Origin of the sequence: Bradyrhizobium liaoningense (genome assembly GCF_018130955.1) — a bacterium.
In the GTDB taxonomy this organism is placed as follows: Bacteria; Pseudomonadota; Alphaproteobacteria; order Rhizobiales; family Xanthobacteraceae; genus Bradyrhizobium; species Bradyrhizobium liaoningense_C.
Genome location: NZ_JAFCJM010000074.1, coordinates 13,316 through 34,141, shown reverse-complemented (window position 1 = coordinate 34,141; position 20,826 = coordinate 13,316). Strand labels below are relative to the sequence as shown.

Annotated in this window: 23 protein-coding genes; 10 read left to right on the top strand and 13 right to left on the bottom strand. The window is 65.5% G+C overall.

The window, feature by feature from the left end; all coding sequences use genetic code 11:
- Positions 1 to 203: 203 nt before the first annotated feature.
- The 6 genes from JQ632_RS34400 to JQ632_RS34375 all read right to left on the bottom strand — a co-directional run bounded on the left by JQ632_RS34400 (position 204) and on the right by JQ632_RS34375 (position 6,764).
- Positions 204 to 833 carry a hypothetical protein gene (locus tag JQ632_RS34400; RefSeq protein ID WP_212407173.1) on the bottom strand — a complete coding sequence of 210 codons (630 nt, stop codon included), beginning with the start codon at positions 831 to 833 and terminating at the stop codon, positions 204 to 206.
- Between the two features lie 79 nt (positions 834 to 912).
- Entirely contained in the window at positions 913 to 1,539 is a 627-nt protein-coding gene (locus JQ632_RS34395) for a hypothetical protein (protein ID WP_212407172.1), read from the bottom strand.
- Between the two features lie 56 nt (positions 1,540 to 1,595).
- Positions 1,596 to 2,429: a shikimate dehydrogenase gene (locus JQ632_RS34390; protein WP_212407171.1), complete on the bottom strand. Its 834-nt coding sequence runs from the start codon at positions 2,427 to 2,429 to the stop codon at positions 1,596 to 1,598.
- Positions 2,430 to 2,631: 202 nt separating this feature from the next.
- Entirely contained in the window at positions 2,632 to 4,680 is a 2,049-nt protein-coding gene (locus JQ632_RS34385; RefSeq protein ID WP_212407170.1) for an elongation factor G, read from the bottom strand.
- A gap of 241 nt (positions 4,681 to 4,921) precedes the next feature.
- Positions 4,922 to 5,401, bottom strand: a complete 480-nt coding sequence (locus JQ632_RS34380) for a DUF992 domain-containing protein (protein WP_212407169.1) — start codon at positions 5,399 to 5,401, stop codon at positions 4,922 to 4,924.
- A gap of 160 nt (positions 5,402 to 5,561) precedes the next feature.
- Positions 5,562 to 6,764, bottom strand: a complete 1,203-nt coding sequence (locus JQ632_RS34375) for a pyridoxal phosphate-dependent aminotransferase (RefSeq protein ID WP_212407168.1) — start codon at positions 6,762 to 6,764, stop codon at positions 5,562 to 5,564.
- A gap of 585 nt (positions 6,765 to 7,349) precedes the next feature.
- On the opposite strand from JQ632_RS34375, the gene JQ632_RS34370 reads away from it, so the two are divergent.
- The 6 genes from JQ632_RS34370 to JQ632_RS34345 all read left to right on the top strand — a co-directional run bounded on the left by JQ632_RS34370 (position 7,350) and on the right by JQ632_RS34345 (position 11,234).
- Complete coding sequence (locus tag JQ632_RS34370) at positions 7,350 to 8,000, top strand: glutathione S-transferase family protein (protein WP_212407167.1); 651 nt, start codon at positions 7,350 to 7,352, stop codon at positions 7,998 to 8,000.
- A 144-nt stretch (positions 8,001 to 8,144) separates the two neighbouring features.
- Positions 8,145 to 8,318: a hypothetical protein gene (locus JQ632_RS34365; RefSeq protein WP_212407166.1), complete on the top strand. Its 174-nt coding sequence runs from the start codon at positions 8,145 to 8,147 to the stop codon at positions 8,316 to 8,318.
- Between the two features lie 73 nt (positions 8,319 to 8,391).
- Complete coding sequence (locus tag JQ632_RS34360) at positions 8,392 to 8,532, top strand: hypothetical protein (RefSeq protein WP_212407165.1); 141 nt, start codon at positions 8,392 to 8,394, stop codon at positions 8,530 to 8,532.
- A gap of 153 nt (positions 8,533 to 8,685) precedes the next feature.
- Positions 8,686 to 9,534, top strand: coding sequence for a PAS-domain containing protein (locus tag JQ632_RS34355; protein ID WP_212407163.1), 849 nt, complete (start codon positions 8,686 to 8,688; stop codon positions 9,532 to 9,534).
- Between the two features lie 49 nt (positions 9,535 to 9,583).
- The gene (locus JQ632_RS34350; protein ID WP_212407162.1) at positions 9,584 to 10,039 is read left to right on the top strand and encodes a GNAT family N-acetyltransferase; all 456 of its coding nucleotides are present in this window, start codon (positions 9,584 to 9,586) and stop codon (positions 10,037 to 10,039) included.
- 253 nt (positions 10,040 to 10,292) lie between these two features.
- Positions 10,293 to 11,234 (top strand): aldo/keto reductase, encoded by a 942-nt coding sequence (locus JQ632_RS34345; protein ID WP_212407160.1) that lies wholly within the window; start codon positions 10,293 to 10,295, stop codon positions 11,232 to 11,234.
- A gap of 6 nt (positions 11,235 to 11,240) precedes the next feature.
- On the opposite strand, the gene JQ632_RS34340 is transcribed toward JQ632_RS34345, so the two are convergent.
- From JQ632_RS34340 to JQ632_RS34330, 3 genes are all read right to left on the bottom strand, one after another.
- On the bottom strand, positions 11,241 to 11,564 hold the full coding sequence (locus JQ632_RS34340) for an antibiotic biosynthesis monooxygenase (RefSeq protein ID WP_212407158.1): 324 nt from the start codon (positions 11,562 to 11,564) through the stop codon (positions 11,241 to 11,243).
- A gap of 163 nt (positions 11,565 to 11,727) precedes the next feature.
- Positions 11,728 to 12,948: a DUF1501 domain-containing protein gene (locus JQ632_RS34335; RefSeq protein ID WP_212407156.1), complete on the bottom strand. Its 1,221-nt coding sequence runs from the start codon at positions 12,946 to 12,948 to the stop codon at positions 11,728 to 11,730.
- On the bottom strand, positions 12,945 to 14,516 hold the full coding sequence (locus tag JQ632_RS34330; protein WP_212407154.1) for a DUF1800 domain-containing protein: 1,572 nt from the start codon (positions 14,514 to 14,516) through the stop codon (positions 12,945 to 12,947). Before JQ632_RS34330 ends, JQ632_RS34335 begins: the two co-directional genes overlap by 4 nt.
- 109 nt (positions 14,517 to 14,625) lie before the next feature.
- On the opposite strand from JQ632_RS34330, the gene JQ632_RS39815 reads away from it, so the two are divergent.
- Positions 14,626 to 14,832 (top strand): cysteine-rich CWC family protein, encoded by a 207-nt coding sequence (locus tag JQ632_RS39815; RefSeq protein ID WP_249152741.1) that lies wholly within the window; start codon positions 14,626 to 14,628, stop codon positions 14,830 to 14,832.
- Between the two features lie 144 nt (positions 14,833 to 14,976).
- Here JQ632_RS39815 and JQ632_RS34320 read toward each other — a convergent pair whose 3' ends face one another.
- The 4 genes from JQ632_RS34320 to JQ632_RS34305 form a co-directional block, all read right to left on the bottom strand.
- Complete coding sequence (locus JQ632_RS34320; RefSeq protein ID WP_212407151.1) at positions 14,977 to 16,947, bottom strand: methyl-accepting chemotaxis protein; 1,971 nt, start codon at positions 16,945 to 16,947, stop codon at positions 14,977 to 14,979.
- 203 nt (positions 16,948 to 17,150) lie between these two features.
- Positions 17,151 to 17,846: a glutathione S-transferase family protein gene (locus JQ632_RS34315; protein WP_212407149.1), complete on the bottom strand. Its 696-nt coding sequence runs from the start codon at positions 17,844 to 17,846 to the stop codon at positions 17,151 to 17,153.
- Positions 17,847 to 17,962: 116 nt separating this feature from the next.
- Positions 17,963 to 18,193 carry a hypothetical protein gene (locus JQ632_RS34310; protein WP_212407147.1) on the bottom strand — a complete coding sequence of 77 codons (231 nt, stop codon included), beginning with the start codon at positions 18,191 to 18,193 and terminating at the stop codon, positions 17,963 to 17,965.
- Positions 18,190 to 18,969: a sulfite exporter TauE/SafE family protein gene (locus tag JQ632_RS34305; protein WP_212407146.1), complete on the bottom strand. Its 780-nt coding sequence runs from the start codon at positions 18,967 to 18,969 to the stop codon at positions 18,190 to 18,192. Before JQ632_RS34305 ends, JQ632_RS34310 begins: the two co-directional genes overlap by 4 nt.
- Positions 18,970 to 19,279: 310 nt before the next feature.
- Here JQ632_RS34305 and JQ632_RS34300 point away from each other — a divergent pair, with 310 nt between their 5' ends.
- The 3 genes from JQ632_RS34300 to JQ632_RS34290 all read left to right on the top strand — a co-directional run bounded on the left by JQ632_RS34300 (position 19,280) and on the right by JQ632_RS34290 (position 20,791).
- On the top strand, positions 19,280 to 20,197 hold the full coding sequence (locus JQ632_RS34300; RefSeq protein WP_212407145.1) for a LysR substrate-binding domain-containing protein: 918 nt from the start codon (positions 19,280 to 19,282) through the stop codon (positions 20,195 to 20,197).
- 101 nt (positions 20,198 to 20,298) lie between these two features.
- On the top strand, positions 20,299 to 20,520 hold the full coding sequence (locus tag JQ632_RS34295; protein WP_212407144.1) for a hypothetical protein: 222 nt from the start codon (positions 20,299 to 20,301) through the stop codon (positions 20,518 to 20,520).
- A 37-nt stretch (positions 20,521 to 20,557) separates the two neighbouring features.
- Positions 20,558 to 20,791, top strand: a complete 234-nt coding sequence (locus JQ632_RS34290; RefSeq protein WP_212407143.1) for a hypothetical protein — start codon at positions 20,558 to 20,560, stop codon at positions 20,789 to 20,791.
- The last annotated feature ends 35 nt before the right edge of the window (positions 20,792 to 20,826 follow it).

Below are 20,826 nucleotides of genomic sequence, written 5' to 3'. Positions count from 1 at the left end.
CCGCGGGTTGCTGCCGCGGCAGGCCATTCCTCACGGAACACGCCGACAATATCTGATTGCGCTATTACAAGGGTGGGTTAGCTCTGCGGCTGCGCGAAGCACAGTCCAGAGCGTAACCCACCAACTTCGATCCGCATTTGCGGAAGCATGGTGGGTTACGGCTTCGCCTAACCCACCCTGCAAGTCCACCGCTTGCCGCGACCTCACATCGGCGGCGTCACGCCGTCGCGGCCGACATTGACGCGGCCTGCTTCGAGCGAGCCGTCTTCCTTCTTCGCCGCGCCGAAGATGATCAGCTTGGCGCCCGGCTTCACTTCACTTCTATCGCTGGCGACGAAGGTGACGATCGGCGTCTCCGGTGGCACCACCACCTTCTTCTCGCCGTCCTTGTACTTGAGCAGGATGTTCTGACCGTCAGTGCCCTGGACCGTCTCGGCGACCGTTGCATTGGTCATGGTCGAGTTGGCGCGCGCGTCCCACGGGCGAAAACCTTCGGCGGCACCGCGCTGGCTCTCGGGGAAGATGTGCACCGCGATCGCCCGCTGCGTCCCATCGGGCTCGGGCATGGCGGTCACGCCGATATAGGATCCTTGCTTGATCTCCGAGAGTTCCGTCTTGATCACCGCGAACACGGCAACGTTGTCGGTCATGCGGACCTTCATGTCGGCGCCTTCGCGCGTCTTGATGCCGAGCATATTGCCGTCGACGGTCTCGATGGTGCCGCGGATGCGGACCGTCGGCGCCTGCTGGGCCGTCGCGACTGCGGCACACAGCGAAACGGCGGCGAGCGAGGCCACGAGCAAGCGTGGCATCCAGATCATTTGTTTCGGCATGGTTTGTCCTTCCATGGCGGTTGCGGCGATCAAACACCGCAACCCCGGATCCGGACGCCTATTCCCCTGCGGAATCGCTTCACATCGGCGGCGTCAGGCCGTCGCGGCCAACGCTGACCCGGCTGGTCTCGAACGAGCCGTCCGGCAGGGCCTTGACGAAGGCGATGATCTTGGCGCCGGCCTTGAGGTCCGATTTTTCGCCGGGCACGTAAGTGACGACAGGGGTGTCAGCCGGGACGAACACCTTCTTCTCGCCGTCCTTGTATTTGACGAGCAGCGTGTGGCCGTCACTGCCGACCACGCTCTCGGCAACCGTCGCATTGGTCATGCTTGAATTCGGACGCAGATCGTGGGGGCGCGAGCCCTCGCCGGTGCCGCGCATGGAATCGGGGAACACGTGGACTTCGACCGCGTTCTGGCCGCCGTCCTGTCCGGGCACCGTCGTGGTGCCGATGAAGGAACCGACCTTGATGTCGGCCAGCGCGATCCTGGTGACGCCGGCGACGCGAAGGTCGGGCGTGACATGCAGCTTGACGTTCTCTCCGCTGCGTGACTTCACGGCCAAGAGATTGCCGTCGACGTTTTCGATCGTGCCGCGCACGCGCGTCGGCGTCGGCGGCTGCTGGGCGAATGCATAGAGGGAAGACACGGCCACCATCGCGACAGCGACGAGCGGACGTGTGAAGGTCGCACGTTGTACAGGCATGAACACTCTCCGGTTGTCCCAATTGAGCAAGACCCCGGATATCATCAGCTATTCTTTCAAGTCTTTGTGAGATCGGCCTCGACCAGTGCGCGCAGTTCCGCCGTGACTTCCGGCCGCTTGCCGAACCACAGCTCGAAACCGCGCACCGCCTGATGCAGCAGCATGCCGAGCCCGTCGGCGGTTTTCAGGCCGCGCGCCTGCGCCGCCGCGAGCAGCGGTGTGACCAGGGGAACATAGACGAGGTCGGCGACCACAGCGTCTTGCGGCAATCCCGTCACGTCGATCTCCAGCGCGGGCTGGCCGTGCATGCCGAGCGAGGTCGTGTTCACGAGCAGTTTTGCGCGCGGCAGCACATCGCTGGTCGCACTCCAATCGACTGGGAGCACGCGCGGCCCAAACGCCTTCGCCAGCGCCTCGGCGCGCGCGACGGTGCGATTGGCGAGATGAACGCGGCTGATGCCGCGCTCCAGGAGGCCGAACACGACGGCACGCGAGGAGCCGCCCGCGCCCAGCACCAGCGCCTCTTCGGCCGTATCCCAGCCAGATGCGCTGGCGTCGAGATTGTTGATGAAGCCTTCGACGTCCGTATTGGTCGAGCGCAGTTCGCCGCCCGCAAACCACAGCGTGTTGGCGGCGCCGATCGCCCTGGCGCGTTCGTCGGGGGTCGAAAGCGCGAGCACGCTCACCTTGTGCGGGATGGTGACGTTGGCGCCGACGAAGCCGCGCAGCGATAGCCGCAGCACGAAGTCACGCAAATCGTCGGGCGGGACCGCCTCGATGACATAGCCGCCCGCGATGCCCAGCGTGCGCAGCCAATAGCGATGGATCAAGGGCGAGCGCGAATGCGCGGCCGGCCATCCGATCAGACATGCGGCAGGTGCTTTAGGCACGATCGTGCTCGGCGTATCGATACGGCACAGCAACCTCCCCCATCATGCCCTGCGCGAAGACATGCGTCGCGCTGCCCGGCCAGGACGATGAATATCCTCGGTGCCGTCCTGTCAAGCGCGGGCCATCGCGCCATCGGAGCGAGACGTGGAAGACCGCATCCGGAGGGACCGTTGAACGGCCCCTCCGGAGCGAGGGCGCGTGTCAGGCCGCGTCGCGATGCGCGGCGATGATCTGGTCGGCCGCGCGCCCGGTCACCTCGGCCATGTGGTCGAACTGACGCGTGAAGCTGCCGGCACCGGCGGTGGCCGAACGCAACTCCACGATCAATTCGCCGATCTCGGCCTCCGGCATCATGGCGCGGACGCTATCCCAGCCGCTCCAGCCGTCGCGGGTGTCGAAGCCGAGGATCTGCCCGCGCCGCGCCGACAGGATCGCGTTGATCTTGGCGGTGGCATCCGTCGGACAGACGATCTCGACGACGTAGATCGGCTCCAGCAGCACCGGCTGGCACTGCGGCAGGCCTTCGTTGAGGCCGATCCGCGCCGCCGTGCGGAAGGCGAGATCGGAGGAGTCGACGCTATGATAGGAGCCGTCGGTCAGCGTGACCTGCACGTCGGTGACGGGAAAGCCGAGCGGACCGCGCGTCAACCCGTCGACGACACCTTCTTCCACCGCGGGAATGTAGTTGCGCGGCACCGCGCCGCCGACCACCTTCTCGGTGAATTTGAAGCCGTCGCCGCGCGGCAGCGGCTTGATGTCGAGCACCACGTCGCCGAACTGGCCGTGGCCGCCGGACTGCTTCTTGTGCCGGCCGCGCTGGGTGATCGGCTTGCGGATGGTCTCCTGATAGCCGATCCCGGGCGGATGCGATTTCACGCTGACGCCGAAGCGGTCGCGCAGACGTTCGCTCGCAACTCGCAAATGCATCTCGCCCTGCCCCCACAACACGGTGTCGTGGGTCTGGGCGTTCTGCACCACGACGAGCGAGGGATCTTCCTCGTGCAGCCGGGCCAGCGCCTGGCCGAGCTTGACGTCGTCCTTGCGATCGGTCGCTGCGACCGAGATCGCCAGCACCGGCGGGGTCGGCTCGACCGCGATCAGCGCGGCCGGATGGGTCTTGCCGCTGGAGAGCGTATCGCCGGTCTTGATCGGATCGAGCTTGCCCAGCGCCACCGTGTCGCCGGCTTCCGCCGACGGTCGCTTGCTGTCATAGGCACCGTTGACGGCGAGGATGCCGGAGACGCGGCTCGCGCCTCCCGAGGAGGAATGCAGCGTGGCGCCGTCATCGAGTCGGCCAGCGAGCATCCGGGTCAGCGACAGTTTTCCGCCATGCTGCGAATGCAACGTCTTGAAGACGTAGCCGAGCGCGTCCTTGCTCTCGGGCGCACCGAGGCGCTTGGCGGTCTCCGCAATGCCCGGCGCCTCGTGACGCAGCGCCTTCATCAGGCGCAGCACGCCGTTCTCGCGGGAGGCCGCGCCCAGCAGCACCGGACAGATCAGGCCTTCGCGCAGTTCGCGCGCGAGATCGTCGAACACGGCATCGCGCGGCGGCTGGATGTCCTCGAGCAACTGCTCCATCAGCGCGTCGTCGTGGTCGGCGAGCTTCTCCAGCATCGAGAAGCGGGCTTCCTTCTCACGGTCGAGATTGCCGCCTTCGAGCGCGATCACCTCGGATGCCTTGTGCTCGCGATAGATGAAGGCGCGCTCCAGCGCGAGGTCGACGAAACCTTCGATCAGCTCGTCCTTCCAGATCGGGATCTGCCGCAGCACCAGCGGCACGCGCGAGGCCGGCTGCAGCGTCGCGAGCGTCTCGCGGATGCGCTTGTTGGCGCGATCGATCTTGTTGAGGAACAGGAAACGCGGGATCTTCATCTCCTCCAGCTCGCGCAGGATGATCTGAAGCTGCGGCAGCTTCTTCTCGTCGGCCTCGCAGACCACGACCGCGGCGTCGACCGCAGGCAGCGCGGCGCGCATGTCGTGGGCAAACTCGACGGAGCCCGGACAGTCGAGAAAGGTGTAGCTGTCGCCCATGAAACTCGTGGTGGCAGCCGTGAGGCCGACGGTCATCTTGTGATGACGGGCCTCGGGACTGGCGTCGCCCACCGAGGTACCGGCGTCGACGCTGCCGGCGCGCGGGATTGCGCCCGTTCGCGCCAGTATCGCTTCAAGAAGAGTGGTTTTACCGCTTTGGAAAGGGCCCACCAGCGCGATGCACCGTGGACCGCGGGGACTTCTGACGTCTTGTCCCATTCGCCGCCTCCTTCATGTGGAGCTCGGCCCGTGATTGGGTCGGCAAGACGAATGCTCTGCCCGTCCTTTGATTTTGGCAAGCGCGAAACGTCGCTGCGGTGCGTCGTTCGGTTAGATCAGGTCTTAACGCCTAATGAGATTCGGCACGGCCTGTCGACCGCGGGTGTTCCACCTTCTCCCCAGCGGGGAGAGCTGGACAGAGCAACTCCGCTAGGCTGATTCAACTGCAATTGATCGCGCCTTAACGTCCGGGGCGGAGTTCCAGACTCTCGAGGCCGGCGGCAATATTGAGCCCGACCTGGCCCTGCACGCTGAGGGGCTGGAGCGCGATCGAATTGTTGGAGCCGCCGACCAGCACGTTGCCGCCGAGACCGACGCCGATCGAGGCGCTGCCCTGCGCACCGGCGTAGTTGCCGGAGAGGTCGCCCGGCCCGAGCCGGTCCACCGGCGCGAACACGCCCCAGGCGAGCGCGGTTTCCTGGGTGATGCCGATGTCGAGACCCACCTTGCGAATAGTCGCGACGTAACGGTCCTCCGGCAAGCCGTCGGCGCGCAGCACGCAGCCGAGATTGGTCACGGAGCCCACGACGAAGCCGATGCTTGCGCCGCCGCGGCATTCGAGCACGCCGACCCGCACCATTCGCTGCTGCGCGCTGGCACCGGCGATGGACGCAACGAGGCTAACGGCAACGAGCCCGGCGAGGGCGAATGAGCGGCGCATGGGAGATCTCCGGCGGGAAATATGATGCAGGCAACGGGCGAACACCGCACAAGCGGCGCGCGATGGTCTATGCCACAACATCCTCCGCGGTTCCAGATTGCCCGCCGTGATAAATAAAAAAGGCCCGCGCGAAGCGGGCCTTTCGTCGACTGCGTCCGGATCAGCGCAGGTTGCCGCAGAAGCGCTGAATGCGCTTGCAGGCGTCTTCGAGATCCGAGGTCTTGGTGGCATAGGAGATACGGAACGCCGGGCCGAGGCCGAAGGCCGAACCCTGCACCACGGCGACGCCCTCGGTCTCGAGGAGCTCCGTGACGAACTGCTCGTCGTTTCCGATCACATTGCCCGACGGCGCTTTCTTGCCGATCGTGCCGGCGCAGGACGGATAGACGTAGAACGCACCCTCGGGACGCGGGCACTCGATGCCGTTGGCCTGGTTGAGCATGGAGACGACGAGGTCACGCCGCTCCTTGAACACCTTGTTGTTGGCGGGGATGAAGCTCTGCGGGCCGTTCAGCGCCTCCACCGACGCCCATTGCGCGATCGAGCACGGGTTCGAGGTCGACTGCGACTGGATGGTCGCCATCGCCTTGATGAGCTGCGCCGGACCGCCGGCATAGCCGATGCGCCAGCCGGTCATGCAATAGGCCTTCGACACGCCGTTGACGGTGAGCGTGCGGTCGTAAAGTTTCGGCTCGATCTGCGCGACGGTGGTGAACTGGAAGTCGTCGTAGACGAGGTGCTCGTACATGTCGTCGGTCATCACCCAGACATGCGGATGCTTGACCAGCACGTCGGTGAGCGCCTTCAGCTCGGCCTTCGTATACGCCGCGCCGGTCGGGTTCGACGGCGAACACAGGATCACCCATTTGGTCTTCGGCGTGATCGCGCGCTCGAGCGCGTCCGGCTGCAGCTTGAAGCCGGATGCGGCGGTGCAGACCACCGACACCGGCTCGCCGCCGGCGAGCGCCACCATCTCGGGATAGCTGACCCAATAGGGCGCCGGGATGATCACGTCGTCGCCCGGATTGATGGTCGCCATCAGCGCGTTGTAGAGCACCTGCTTGCCGCCGGTGCCGACGATGATCTGGTTCGGCTTGTAGGCCAGACCGTTCTCGCGCTGATACTTCGCGATGATCGCTTCCTTCAACTCGGGAATGCCATCGACCGCGGTGTACTTGGTCTTGCCGGCTTCGATGGCCCGGATCGCAGCCTGCTTGATGTTATCAGGCGTGTCGAAGTCGGGTTCGCCGGCGCCGAGGCCGATGACGTTGCGGCCCGCCGCTTTCAGCGCGCGTGCTTTATCCGTGACCGCGATGGTCGCGGACGGCTTCACACGGTCGAGCGCAGCGGCAAGGAAGGACATCGTCATCTCCTGACAAGCGTCGTGAATCCATTGTTGGTCACGACTCTGAATGTGGGAATGGAAGCACCCTAGGACGGGCGGCGCTGCACCGCAAGAAACTTCCTCATTCGCCGCAAAAGTTTACGTGACCGATCGGGGCCGGATCGGGATTTTGCGCAAGATTCATGAATTTTCGCGGCAAAATGGCTCATATCCGGCAAGCCCGTTCGGGCCGGCGGGCGCGCGCCCGTCCGTCATTGCACCGAGGATATTGCTCCGAGGCAGCGCCAGCCGGCGACCGGCCTGGACGCCTGCCAAACGGCGAGCTCGAACGCGCGACGCCGATCGGAGCGGTCGCGACTCTTGCGCGAGGAGCAACGGTCATGCGACATGAGGCGTGCGCGAATGATTGTGATTTGGAATGTCGCGCAAGCGTGATCCGAATTGTTCGGCTGTGTTGAAATGATTTTTCGCACGTTTGCAGTGCGGTAGAGTTTTCGAGTTTTTCTAGCGCCCGGGCCTTGCGGCAGATTCGCATCGGCATCATTGTTTAGCCGCGTTGCGGGACAACAAGTCCGCAACTTCGTCAGGACTCGAACCCCAAGAATGTACAAGCTCTATTCGATGCAACGCTCCGGCAACAGCTACAAGGTCCGCCTTGCGCTGGCGCTGTTGAACGTTCCCTATCAGGCGATCGAGATCGACATTCTGCGCGGCGAGAGTCGCACGCCGGATTTTCTGGCGAAGAACCCGTCCGGCCAGGTGCCGCTGCTCGAGGTCGGCGACGGTCGCTACCTCGCCGAGTCCAACGCCATCCTCTGGTACGTCGCCGGCGGTACGCCGCTCGCGCCCGAGCAACGCATCGACCGCGCCGAGGCGCTGCAGTGGATGTTCTTCGAGCAGCACGCGCTCGAGCCGAACATCGGCGCCGCCTATTTCTGGCTGTCGCTGGTCAAGGGCGGCCGCGACCTTCAGACCCACGCGCTGGAGGACTGGATGGAGCGCGGCTATGGCGCGCTCCAGGTGATGGAAAACCACCTCAAGACCTGCGAGTATTTTGCGGCGCGACAGCTCACGGTCGCCGACATCGCCCTCTACGGCTACACCCATCTCGCCGACCGCTGCGACTTCGACCTCTCGACCTTCCCGGCGATCCGGGCCTGGCTGAGACGGGTCGAGCAGACCCCCGGCTTCGTTGCGATGGACTGGCGGCCGGCCGACATCGACAACCCCGCCAGTATCGCGGCGGGCGCCTAAACCTGCCAAAATAACGGGCACAACGTCAGCCTTTGCCGCGATCCCGCCATATTCGGCGCGGCAGCCGCCCCAATGTTGCCGGTTGAAATTGTGACAGTTGTCGGCGTCGCGGGTGATTCGCCCGCGCGTTGAAGGATTTAGGCCATGATTCGGGAGTCCGCCGCGACGGGCTTTCAGAGCCGAGTTGCACCCGCCGCCTCGTCCCGGCTGACCAACGCCGTCGCGGCCTCGCTGGCGATCGCTGCACTGTCGCTGTGCCTGAGCGTCAGCCTCACCGTGCTGTCGACCAAGGCGACCATGGCGATGGTGCTGCACTGACGCAGCTTCATTCCCGAACACGCTTGAGCGCCCCATGAGGATACGCGCTGACCGATATCGCGACAGGACGTCGATGAGAACACCGGTCGTCCTCGTTGCATTGACGCTGACCGCAGCCATCCTGGTCGCGGTGCTGATGCTCGCCGGTACGCGCAAGAATGCGGGCCCCTCGACGCTGTACCGTCCCGTGACGCACATCCAGGTGCCAGCTTGAGCCATCAGGTCAAACGCGCGACGACTTGACCTAAAATCATCGAAAAGCTTTTCGCTCCACTGTAGCCGCGCCTTAAGCACTGCTTGCGAAACTCCATCGCAATATCGCGATGATCGGTCACTCTCACGCCCCCGCTTCGTCCAGGGAGCGAGCATGCGGTTCGGATGGCGAGCAATCTGTGGTCCGGCGCTAACGGCAGCGACCGCGCTGCTGGCGCTCCTGCTCGATCGCTTTCTCCCCGTCCCCTCGCCGGCTCCGCTGTTCGTCTGCATCGTCGCCTTTGCCGGCTCGCTCTCCGGCTTCAGGTCCGGCATGGTCAGCGCGGCCATTGCGGTGATCGGATCGGCGCTGATCTTCCTCGATCGTCGCGGCATTCCCGGCTACGGCGCGGGCGACCTGGTGCGGCTCGGATTGCTGGCGATGACGGCGGCCGGCACCGCCGCCGTCACCGGGCTGATGCGCAAGCGCCTGCTCGATGCGTTCGCCTGGGAACGCCGGCATCACGCCACGGCCGACCGGCTGTCGGCCGCGCTCGACCAGGTCGATATCGGCATCGTGCTGCTCGATAGCGAGACGCGCGCGGAGTTCATCAACCGCGCGTTCCGCGACTATTTCTCGCTGCCCGACGAGAAGGCCGACAGCCGGCCGCCCTTCATCGCGCTGATGTATCATGGCCGCGACACCGGCGCCTTCGAATTGCCCGAGGACGAATTGAGCGCCTTCATCGCGCAGCGGATGGAGATGGTCAGAAGCGGCGACGCGACGCCGATCAACATCAACCTCGCCGACGGCCAGGTGCTGCGCTTCAGTTGCACGGCCTTGCCCGACGGCGGGCGCATGCTGAGCTACACGCCGGTGACCGACCTCGTGCGCCACACCGATGAGGCCTCCCGCGCCGACTATTATCGGTCGCTGCGCGACCCCGAGGGCCGCAGGCTGATCCGGTATCTGCGCGTGGCGGAACAGCGCACTGTTGATCGGCACGTCGATCGTCCCGTATGAAGGAAGTCAGCCCGGCATCACGCCTCGCTTGGGATCACGGAATTTCGACATGTCGCTCACCATTCGCGCCGTCACCCGGCAGGACTACGACCAATGGCATCAGCTGTTCGACGGCTACAACGCCTTCTATGGCCGCTCGGGCCCGACCGCGCTTGCGCCCGAGATCACGCGCATGACCTGGCAGCGCTTCTTCGACGCCTATGAACCCGTGCACGCGCTGGTCGCCGACAGCGACGGCAAGCTGCTCGGGCTGACGCACTACCTCTACCATCGCAGCACGACGGCGATCGAACCGTCCTGTTATCTCCAGGACCTGTTCACGGCGGAAGGCGCGCGCGGCAAGGGCGTCGCCTCCGCGCTGATCTACGGCGTCTATGAGCGTGCCAAGGCGGCCGGCGCCTCGCGCGTCTACTGGCAGACGCATGAGACCAACCTGACCGCGCAGAGCCTGTACGACAAGGTGGCGGAGCGCTCCGGCTTCATCGTCTATCGCAAGCTGTTCTGACCCGAGATTTCGCGGCCCTGTGGATAAGTTGCGCTGTCACCGGGGCGTAACATAGCGCGACTAGGCTCCGCTTGCGTTTGATCTGGCCCCCCGTCACCGATCACGCGCTCCAAGGCGGTCCCCGTCAGTCGCCGCGTCTGGCCGGGACCGCATTTTTTTGCGCGCATGGCAGAGGCGCAGGCAGCGCCTTGCTGGTGCAGCGCACCGCCGTCACAATGGGCTCCTGCACTCGCTCCTTCCGTCAGGATCTCCCATGGAAATTCGCAATCTCGGCGCCTCCGGGCTGCGCGTCTCGGCCGTCGGCCTTGGCTGCAACAATTTTGGCCAGCGCACCGATCTCGAGACCTCGCGCAAGGTGATCCATCGCGCCATCGATCTCGGCATCACGCTGTTCGACACCGCCGACATCTATGCGGGCATGGGCGGCTCGGAGACGGTGCTCGGCACCGTGCTGGGCGACCGGCGCAAGGACGTCGTGCTCGCCACCAAATATTCAAAGCCGATGGCGACCGACGGTACCAAGCAGGGTGCGTCGCGGCGCTACATCATGAACGCGGTGGAAGCGAGCCTGAAGCGGCTGAAGACCGACTGGATCGATCTCTACCAGCAGCATGACTACGATCCGCTGACGCCGATGGAGGAGACGCTGCGCGCACTCGACGACCTCGTCACCCAGGGCAAGGTCCGTTACATCGGCAACTCGAATTTCCCGGCCTGGCGGATCGCGGAAGCCGAATATCTGGCACGCGGGATGAACGTCAGCCGCTTCGTCTCCTGTCAGGACGAATACAGTCTCGTGGTGCGCGACATCGAGAAGGACCTTTTGCCCGCGGCGCAGGAATACAAGCTCGGCCTGCTGCCGTTCTTCCCGCTGGCGAGCGGCCTTTTGACCGGCAAGTATCAGCGCGGCGCGGCGGCGCCCTCGGATACGCGTTTTGCCAAGGCGCCGGCGCTGCGCGACCGCTATGTCACGGCGCGCAACGAGGACATGGTCGAGAAGCTGCAGGTCTTCGCGCAGGCGCGCGGCCATTCGATGCTCGAGCTCGCCTTCTCCTGGCTCGCCGCGCGGCCGCAGGTGTCGAGCGTGATCGCGGGCGCGACGCGTCCCGAGCAGGTCGAGCAGAACGTCAACGCGACCGCGTGGAAGCTGACGGCCGACGACATGGCCGAGATCGACAAGATAACGACAGGCTGACGCGAGCTATTTCGCGCCGCGCCCGACCGTCTGCTTGACCTCAAAGCCCTCGAACTGGGGATGGCCGAGATAGAGCGGCTTGTTCTCGCCGGCCCGGTGATGCGCCGCGCGAAACGCCTCCGACTTGGTCCAGGCCTCGAACGCGGCGTGGTTCGCCCATACCGTGTGCGAGGCATAGAGCGTGTGGTCCTCGAGTTCGGGCCCTTTGAGCAGATGGAATTCGACGAAGCCCGGCACCTTGTCCAGGTGCGTGTCGCGCGACGCCCAGACGTGCTCGAAGGCGGCTTCCGACCCCTTGGCGACGCGGAAGCGGTTCATGGCGATGTACATGCGGGTGGTCTCCTCTTGTCACAAGATAGTTCGTCATTCCGGGACGCGCCGCAAGGCGCGGGCCCGGAATCCATAACCACCATCGGGAGTATGGATTCTCAGATGCGCAATTGCGCATCATAGCTCGCGCTGACGCGCGCCCCGGAATGACGGCAGCTTTTGGTTACGCAACGAGCCCCTTCATCGGCCGCGCGGCCGCGCTGTCGGGGAATACCGTTTCGGCGAGCACGCGATCGGACAGGCCGAACTGGTCCTGCAGCACGCCCTTGATCACGGCGCGCAGATCCGTGGTCGGCTTGAGGTCGCGGCCTTCGTAGAGGTTGGCCGGCTTCAGGCCCGGCCAGTCCGAGATCACCCGCCCGCCCTTCACCGCGCCGCCGGCGAGCAAGGCCACCGTGCCGGTGCCGTGATCGGTGCCGTCGGTGCCGTTGATGCGCGCGGTGCGGCCGAACTCGGTTGCGACCACCACGACAGTGTTGCGCCAGCGATCGCCGAGGCCGCTCTCGAATTCGGCGAGCGCGCCGTCGAGGCCGCCGAGCAGGAAGGCAAGCCGCCCGACCGCGCCGCCTTCATTGGCATGCGTATCCCAGCCATCGAAGGCGAGTGCGGCGATGCGCGGGCCGTCATCGGCCGCCATCAGCTTTGCCGCGCCGCGGGCCACCAGTCGCATCTGTGCGGTCGCGTTGCCCGGCTTCGGCTTCATGTCGTCGCCGCTCGCGGCCTTCTCGAGCTGCAAGCCCTGCGTCAGCGCGGAGGCCAGCGCGGGATCGCGGTGACGGTAGAGCTCGACGAGGCGCATCGCGGTGTCGTCGTCGGCCTGCGGCAGCGCGACCGGCGCCCAGCCGACGGTCGGAGCATTGCCGCGCAGCACCAACGGCGTGGTCGGACCGACCGCGAGCCCGCTCGACACGCGCTCGCCGCGCGGCAAGTTTTCCAGCGCGCGGTTGAGCCAGCCGGACTGCACGCGCCCCGGACCGGCATAACCGCTCTCCAGCACGTCCTGGCCGTCGAAATGCGAGCGGTCGCGATAGGGCGTCGCGACGGCATGGACCACCGCGGCATGCTTGTCGCGATACATGCGCGCAAATTCCGGCATCGCCGGATGCAGCGCGAAGAACGGATCGAGCATCAACGCGGCTCGCGGCCCGTCCGTGGTGAGCGCGATCGAGCCGTGCAGGCCGACATAGTCGGGGTCGCAGACCGGCGCGACAGTCGCCAGACCGTCGAGCGCGCCGCGCAGGATCACGACGATCAATCTGGGGTCGCGGCCGTCGGCAGCGCGCGCGAATTTCGGGAGGTAAGCCCAGGCGGCAAAGGAGGCGCCGCCGAGCAGCAGGCTGCGGCGCGAGGTGAGGAGCCGGTTCTCGACGCAATCCATCGTCATCTCCTCTGCATCTCCGGCGACATCAGCAAGAGCGCCAGCGCCTGCTGCCGCGATTCCGCGCGCTCGATGGTTCTGCGCGTCTCGAGGGAGGCCGCATCGGAGGCTGCGAACTCCAGGAGATCGAGCGGATCGATATTGTTGCCGAGCCGCGCGCCCATTTGGGCCGCGACGTCGAGCCTGAGCTTCATGCCTTCGGGCGCGGTCCAGGCCGCGTTGGTGTCGGCGAACCCGTTCGGGCCCGGCGGCGCCCACAGCGGCTGTCCCAGCAGGTTGAGATTGTTGAGGTAGCCGCCCGGATCTTCCGGAACGCGCGCGAGCAGCCGGCCGCTCGCGACCAGGAATTCGTATGGCGAGCGCATCTTGGTCAGCGGCGCCTTCCAGGCCTCGTCGGAATCGACAAGCGCCATCGCGAGTGCCCTCAGGTCGCCGTCGGTCTTGACGAAGACGTCGCGCAGCCGCGTCACCAGCCCCAGTGGCGGCTCATCGGCCACGAAGTGGCGCACGAATTTCGTGGCGATGAAGTTCGCCGTCGAGGGATGGCGCGCGATATCGGCAAGCGCCGCCTCGCCCTGCGCGACGCCGGTCGCCTCATAGGTCTTGCCGAGCAGCACCTGCGCGCCGGGCTGATGCGCGTTGGTGTTGAACACGAACGAGCCGGGCACACCCAGCTGCCCTTGCCGTCCGGCAAAGGTCCATCCCGTGATGATGCGCGCCAGCGAGGTGACATCCTCCTGCGTGTAGCCGCCGCCGACGCCGAGCGTATGCAGCTCCATGATCTCGCGCGCGAGATTTTCGTTGAGCCCGCGCTTGCGGTTCTGTCCCGCGCGCGAATCCGGACCCAGCGATTGCTGGTTGTCGAGGAAGAACAGCATCGCCGGATGCTGCTCGACCGCCTTGAGCATGTCGGCGAAGCGTCCGAGCACGTGAGGCCGGATCGCCTCGCGCTCGAACGAACCGGCCCACATCCGCGCCAGTTCGCCCTTGGCGGCCGAGATGCAGAAATGATTGGACCAGAACACGACGAGCCGCTCGGTGAAGCCGCAATCGGCGAGCGTGGCGCGCTGCAGCCGCGCCAGTGCCTCGGCGCGAAAGGTTTTTTGGATAACGTTGAGTGGCTGCAGCGCAGCTTTGGTGTTGGGTGGCGGCGTGGCCGCGCCGGGCTGCGTGCCGTCAGCGATCTTCGGAGCGTCGGCCGGCTTCGCTTCCGCCATCTGGCCGGCGACATCGGTCATGACCGTATTGAGCGAGAGGTTGCGACGGACTTTGCCGTCGGGCTTTTGGTCGGCGGGCGGCTGCGATGGCGGAGCTTCCGCTTGCGTACCGGCTTTCGCGGCGGCCTCGCGGGCCTGCTTGACCTGCGCCTGGTATTCGAACACGGCCTGGCCGAGCTGCGGCGTCGATAGCAGGCCCGGCGCTTCCAGCAGCACGCCGTTCGAACGGCTCAGTTCCGCCTTCACGAAACCGCGCGGATCGGAAGCCGCGTTGATGAAATCGCCGGACGCCCCTCCGCGCGCGCCAAAACCGAACCGGTTGAGCGCGACGAGCGCGGCTTGCGAATCCCGGGCCATCGATGTGTCCTTCAGCGCTGGCGCTTCCGCGCCGTCGGTGCGGCACATAATATGCCGTTCAAGGAGATGAACCTGATATGAAGATCACGGCGAAGCTTCGGCGCAAATCATGACAAAACCGAAAGAATTTCCGTTGCAGGCGGTCTCGATGCGCAGCGTCACATGTTCCCGCTGCGGCGCCGAATTCGGCTGTTCGCTATCAGGCGACTGCTGGTGCGCCGAGGAGACGGCAAAGCTGCCAATGCCGGCCGAGGGCGAGGACTGCCTGTGCCGGGAATGCCTGCGCAAGGCGGCGGCTGGCGAATCCGCTTCCTGATGCAGGGGAGCCCCCAAAGCCAAAACATCGAAAACAACCCCATGCAAAGTAGCGCTGCCGCCTGCCCCGATCGGCGCCAATGCGGCGGTAAAGGCTTGCAGTTCAGGCAGCTGTGCTATTTCGCCGTGGTCGTTGAGGCGGCCATCAGGCCGCCCGCACCGTGACAAGGAAGCGATCGACCTCCCGCTTGAGCCGGTTGCTCTCCAGCGACAGGGATTGCGCGGCAGAAAGCACCTGCGTGGAGGCCGTTCCCGTTTCGGTGGCTCCGCGCTGCACCTCGGTGACGTTCGACGAAACCAACTGCGTGCCACGGGCGGCTTGCTGGATGTTGCGCGAGATTTCCTGGGTCGCAGCACCCTGCTCCTCCACCGCGGCGGCAATGGTGGACGAGACCTCGGACAACTGCTCGATCGTTCCCGAGATTTCGTTGATCGCCTGCACGGAGTCGTCGGTAGCCGCCTGGATGCTGGAAACCTGCTGGCCGATCTCGCCGGTCGCCTTTGCGGTCTGCTCGGCAAGCGCCTTGACCTCGGAGGCCACAACGGCAAATCCGCGACCGGCTTCGCCCGCACGCGCGGCCTCGATGGTGGCATTGAGCGCCAGGAGGTTGGTCTGGCCCGCAATCGTGTTGATCAGCTCGACGACGTCGCCGATCCTGGCGGCCGCCTTGGAAAGCTGGCCGACCTTCGCCGTCGTCAACTTGGCCTGCTCGACGGCCGCAGATGCCATGCGAGCCGACGACTGAACCTGCCGGCTGATCTCGTTCACGGACGAGGACAGCTCCTCTGTCGCAGACGCCACCGACTGCACGTTGGTCGAGGCTTCCTCCGAAGCCGACGCGACGTTGGTGGCGAGGTCCTGCGAATGCTCCGCAGTCTTCGTCAGCGTCCCGGCCGACGCCTCCAGCTCGGTCGACGCCGACGACACGGTCTCGACGATCTCGCCAACGGCAGCCTCGAACTCGCCGGCCAGCCGGTCCATGTCCGCCCTGCGCTGTACCGCCTGACGCTGCTCGGCTTCGGCTTGCTCGGCGCGGAGGCGGTCCGCCTCGATCATGTTTGCCTTGAAAACATCGACAGCGCCGGCCATTTCGCCGATCTCGTCGCGACGTCCGACGCCGGGAATCTCCACCGTCATGTCGCCCTTCGCCAGCCTCACCATGGCCTGCACCATGGACCTGATCGCACGGGTGACGGCCCGCGAGATCGACAGAGAGAAGGCCGACACGATCACGATGGTGAGCGCCAGCGTGATCAGCATCCAGCGCTTGACGCTGGCCAGCGTATCGGCTTCGTCGGCCTGGCTCGCGTCGTAACGCTGCTGGATCTGCCTCGCGACGTCCTCGATGACCGGCTCCATCTGCGCATAGGCCTTCGACATCGCGGACGCGCTGGCAGCTGACTGCTGGGTGCCGTCAACCCATGCGATGAAGTCGGCCCGATACTTTTTCAGCTTGCCCTCGATATCGGTCTTCATGGCCGGCGCGAGGTCGGATTCCGCGATCGTTTTCGCGAAATCGCCGACGCTCTTGTCGAATTTTTCGACATAGCTCCGGTCGCGACGGAGCATGAAATCCTTTTCATGACGGCGCATCATCAGCATTTCGGCCGCAAGCTTCGAATTGTCGACCTGCTTCAGCTTCGTCTCGATGTCGTGCACGGAAGCCCGCAGCGCACCGCTCAACCCCATTGTCTCGTTCAGGCCAAGCTTGACTTCATTCTGCTCCAGCGCCGCGAACTGCTTCTGATACTCGCCAAAACCTTTCGCGAGCACGCCGACCTTGTCCGCCACCACGGCAAGGCCTTCGGCCCTGACGGATGCGTCGAGCTGATCGATCTCGCGCTTGATGTTGGCGGTCACGGACGCGTGGCGCTTGGGCGACTCCTCGTCGCGCCTCAACAAGAAATCCTTCTCGACCCGGCGCGCGTCCAGCAGATCACGTCCGAGCTTGTTGTTGAGCGCCAAAATGTTGCGGGTGTCGCTGGCGATCTTCCGCGACGCTTCCTGTGAAGCATTTCCGATCAGGTAGATGGCGCCGAACACGACGAGACCAAGGAGCCCCACAATGCCGATCAGCAGGATCTTTTGGCTCAGCCGCAGCGAGAACGTCTTCATGGGCACACCCTCAGGTAATTCGATTCAGTCGCGAAATGCTTTTCAGGACGAACGAATCATTAGAGGGTTCCTGCAAAAGGACCGTAAACGTACGCATCGATTTCGTGTCGTGACACCGCGTGATTTCGGCACCGGTGAGAAGCAGCACTGCGCTCGTCGACCACAAACGCCGACATCCCCGCAGAAATACGGATAAGCCCCGCCTAGACCGGATGCCCCGGCGATTTCCGCGCCATTCCGTCAAACGCATCGAGCAGTTTTTCGCGCCAGGCGTAGACGAGATCGTCGGTCTCCAGCAACTTGAACGGGCTCACCACGCGCGCCCATTGGAAACCGCCGAACACGATGTAGTCGGCATAGTTCGGCTGCGCGCCGCCAAGACAAGGCTGTGTCTTCAGTGTGAACCGCAGCACGTCGAGCGATTTGCGGAAGGCGACAACGCCGGTGTCGCGGCTCGCCATGATCTCCTCCAGCGGCCTGTTGAAGCGCGCCTCGCGCGTCCGGCGGAAATATTCGGCGTCGACAGCGGCGAGATTCTTCGGGATGTCGGCGATGATCAGCGGAAAGATGCCGCCGACGATCGCAAGATCGCCCCACCAGTTCAGCATCCGCGCCATGGCGCGGCCGCCCTCGCCCCCGAACAGCGATGGACGATCCGGATAGGTGTCCTCGAGATGGTTCGCGATGGCCCAGGAATCGACCACCGGCTTGTCGCCGTCGAGCAGCACCGGCACCTTCTCCGAACCGTGCGGCGCTATCGCCTGCTTCTCGGTGAAGCGCCAGGGAATGGATTCTGCCGAGAGCCCCTTATGCGCCAGCGCCATCCGCGTGCGCCAGCAGAACGGGCTGAAGGGGCGCGCGGGATCGGTGCCGACGAGTTCGAACAGTTTGATCGACATACAAGGGGCCTCCATCCGCTCCGTCATTGCGAGCGTCAGTGAAGCAATCCGGACTGCCGCCGCGGAAACATTCTGGATTGCTTCGCTCGCGCTCGCAATGACGATGTCGGGAGACGTTACCGCCCGTTCAATCGCAGTAGCTTCTCGCCGTCCGCGGTCACCGTGATGGCGAGCCCGACCTCAGGAAGCGTCTTGCGGGTAACGAGGCCGCGGTCGGCGGCGTCTTCCCAGATGGTGAGGCGCGGACACGACGTCTTCCAGGTCGCGACCACCTCGGCATAGGCGCGCGGCTCGCGCGCGATCCACTCGACGAAATCGAGCACCAGGGGATCGGCATGATCGGTCATTGCAAACCTCCCTTGTCGAACGCCGCGAGCACGGGCGTGCGCACCATGAGCCAGCTTCCATAGGCGATGTAGTAGCAGGCGATGGTGGTGATCAGCCGCGTCGCCCAGACGCGGTATTGCTGATCGCTCATCGCCTCGAGGATGCGCCGCGCCAGCGTGGTGCCGAGCATGGAGGCGGCGATCGCGATGCCGGCGAGCACCGGATCGAGAGTGGCCGCCTGATCGATGATGCCGCCAAAATAGATCAGCTTTGTGAGGTGGCTGGCGACCTGGCAGGTCGCCTTCGTCGCCACGATCTCGCGGCGACCGAACTTGCCACCAAGGAAGAAGGTGTCCATCAGCGGACCGGACACGCCGGTCATCAGCATCAACCCCATGCAGATCGAGCCGTAGAACGTGCCCTGCCAGATGCTGTCGGGATCAGGCTTGATGCCCGCCGGCATCAGCCGCGCCATGAACGGGGTGACGCCGAGCAGCAGCAGCGCGACCGGCTTGTCCGGCACGTAGCGCGTGATCGACCAGGCGCCGAGCGCAAGCGCGCAACCGATCAAATAGACCCCGACCGGCCGCCAGCGGATATGCGCCCGCCACAGGAAGGCGCGCCACCCGTTCGAGGCCATCTGCGTGATCGCGTGCAGCACCATCGCGGTCGGCAGCGGCATCAGCGCCAGCAGCACGCCGATCAGGATCAGCCCGCCCGCCATGCCGAACAACCCCGACAGGAAAGCGGTCGCGACCATCAGCAATCCGAGTGCAGCGATCATGAAGGGCGTCATGAAGGGGTTCTCCTGGGCGCTGTGACTCAAGTCAGGGACGCAAGCTGCTTCTCTCCCTCGCCCCGCTTGCGGGGAGAGGGTGGGGTGAGGGGGAGTCTCCGCGGGGATGGTGGCAGTTGGACTCGCGGAGGCTCCCCCTCACCCGGAATTTGCTCTCGCAAATTCCGGCCTCTCCCCGCAGGCGGGGAGAGGCGAAGAGCGGCATGCATCTCGAAATCAGCAAATCACTCGATCTTTGTGCCGCGCTTGTCGTGCCTGCGCAAACTGAGTTATCTTGGCCTGGCATCAGCTTTCCTGAGGGTCCACGGTTTTGCGGCGGCTGCTCTTTCTCAACGGCATCAAGGCGTTCGAGGCGGCGGCGCGCACCGGCAGCTTTGCGTCCGCCGGCATCGAGCTGAACGTGTCGGCGGCCGCCGTCAGTCGCATGGTGCATCTGTTGGAAGAGCGGCTCGGCGTGGCGCTGTTCGAGCGCAAGGCCAACCGCCTGGTGCTGACGCAGGCCGGCCGGGCCTATCAAAGCGGACTGACGCCGATCTTCGATGCGCTGGCAAGCCTCACCGCGCAGGTGACGGCGGCCTCCAGCCTGCGCGTGCTGACCATCGGCGTCGGCCACACCTTTGCAATGCGGTGGCTGATCCCGCGGCTGTCGGAGTTTCGCAGCGAGGAGCCCGACATCGAGGTGCGCTTCACCACCGGCGGCGCGGCGGTGCCGTTCGGCGAGGACTGGAGCTGCGGCATCAAGCTCGGCACCGGCGACTGGCCGGGCCTCGTCGCCGAGCCGCTGTTCGCCGGCGACCTCACGCCGGTCTGCGTGCCCCGGCTCGCCACCTCGCTGAAGCGGCCGGCCGATCTGAAGGCGCCGAGCCTGATCCGCGTCGCGCATTCGCCCGATGACTGGCCGATCTGGCTGAAGAGCGCGGGCCTGCCGCGCCTCACCGCGCGCGGGCCGGAGTTCGAGTTCTACGGCCAGGCGCTGCAGGCGGCCCTCGACGGGCTCGGCATCGCCATGGGCATCCGCCCCTATATCGACGACGACCTCGCCGCCGGCCGGCTCGTCGCGCCGTTCGATCTCTCGGTGCCGAAGGGCATGCGCTGGTATCTCGTCTATCGCAGCTTCCAGACCGAGCAGCGCGATTTTGCGGCGTTCCGGCGCTGGATCATGCGCGCCGCCGCGGAACCCGCCGCTCGGCCTGCGCGGCGCCCCGCGCGCGGCGCAGCGCGGACCTAAGCACGGAACCGGGCAAAAAACGCGCCGCTTGTGAACCGCTTCACAGTCGTCTGCGCCGAAACGTGGTCCTCTGACTCCTCAACGAGAAACGGGGACTACGAATGACGACCATGTATGACGGCTTTGACATTGAATCGTACGAAGCTGGCAAGGGCCTCTGGCATGCCCGCATCCGCCGCGCCGATCTGAGCCCGCTCGCCATCGACGGCGTACTGTTTCCGGCGATGGAAATGGGGTTTGCCTGGTCCGACGCGCAAGCCGCGATCGCCGATGCCAAGCAGCACATCGACCGCTTTCGCCGTCGCATCACCAGCGACGAATGAGACCTGACGCCCGGCCGGGACAACCAGGGAAACACTCATGGCGTATATTGAATACGACGAGACCCAACCACTGGCCCGCACCTATGCCCGGTCCGTGATCTCGGAATGTCCGGAATGCGCGGGCGAACTCGCCGTGCTCCGCGTGATCGGCGGCCGCGCAGGCAACGAGTACTGGACCATGCGCTGTACCGCCTGCGGCGGCATCCATCTCGACATCCTCAAGCCGAACGTTGCGGGCGATCCCGACGACGGACCAATGCCAGCGGCGTGAGGCGCGCAAGCGCCGCACCGGGCGCGCAGGAGGCC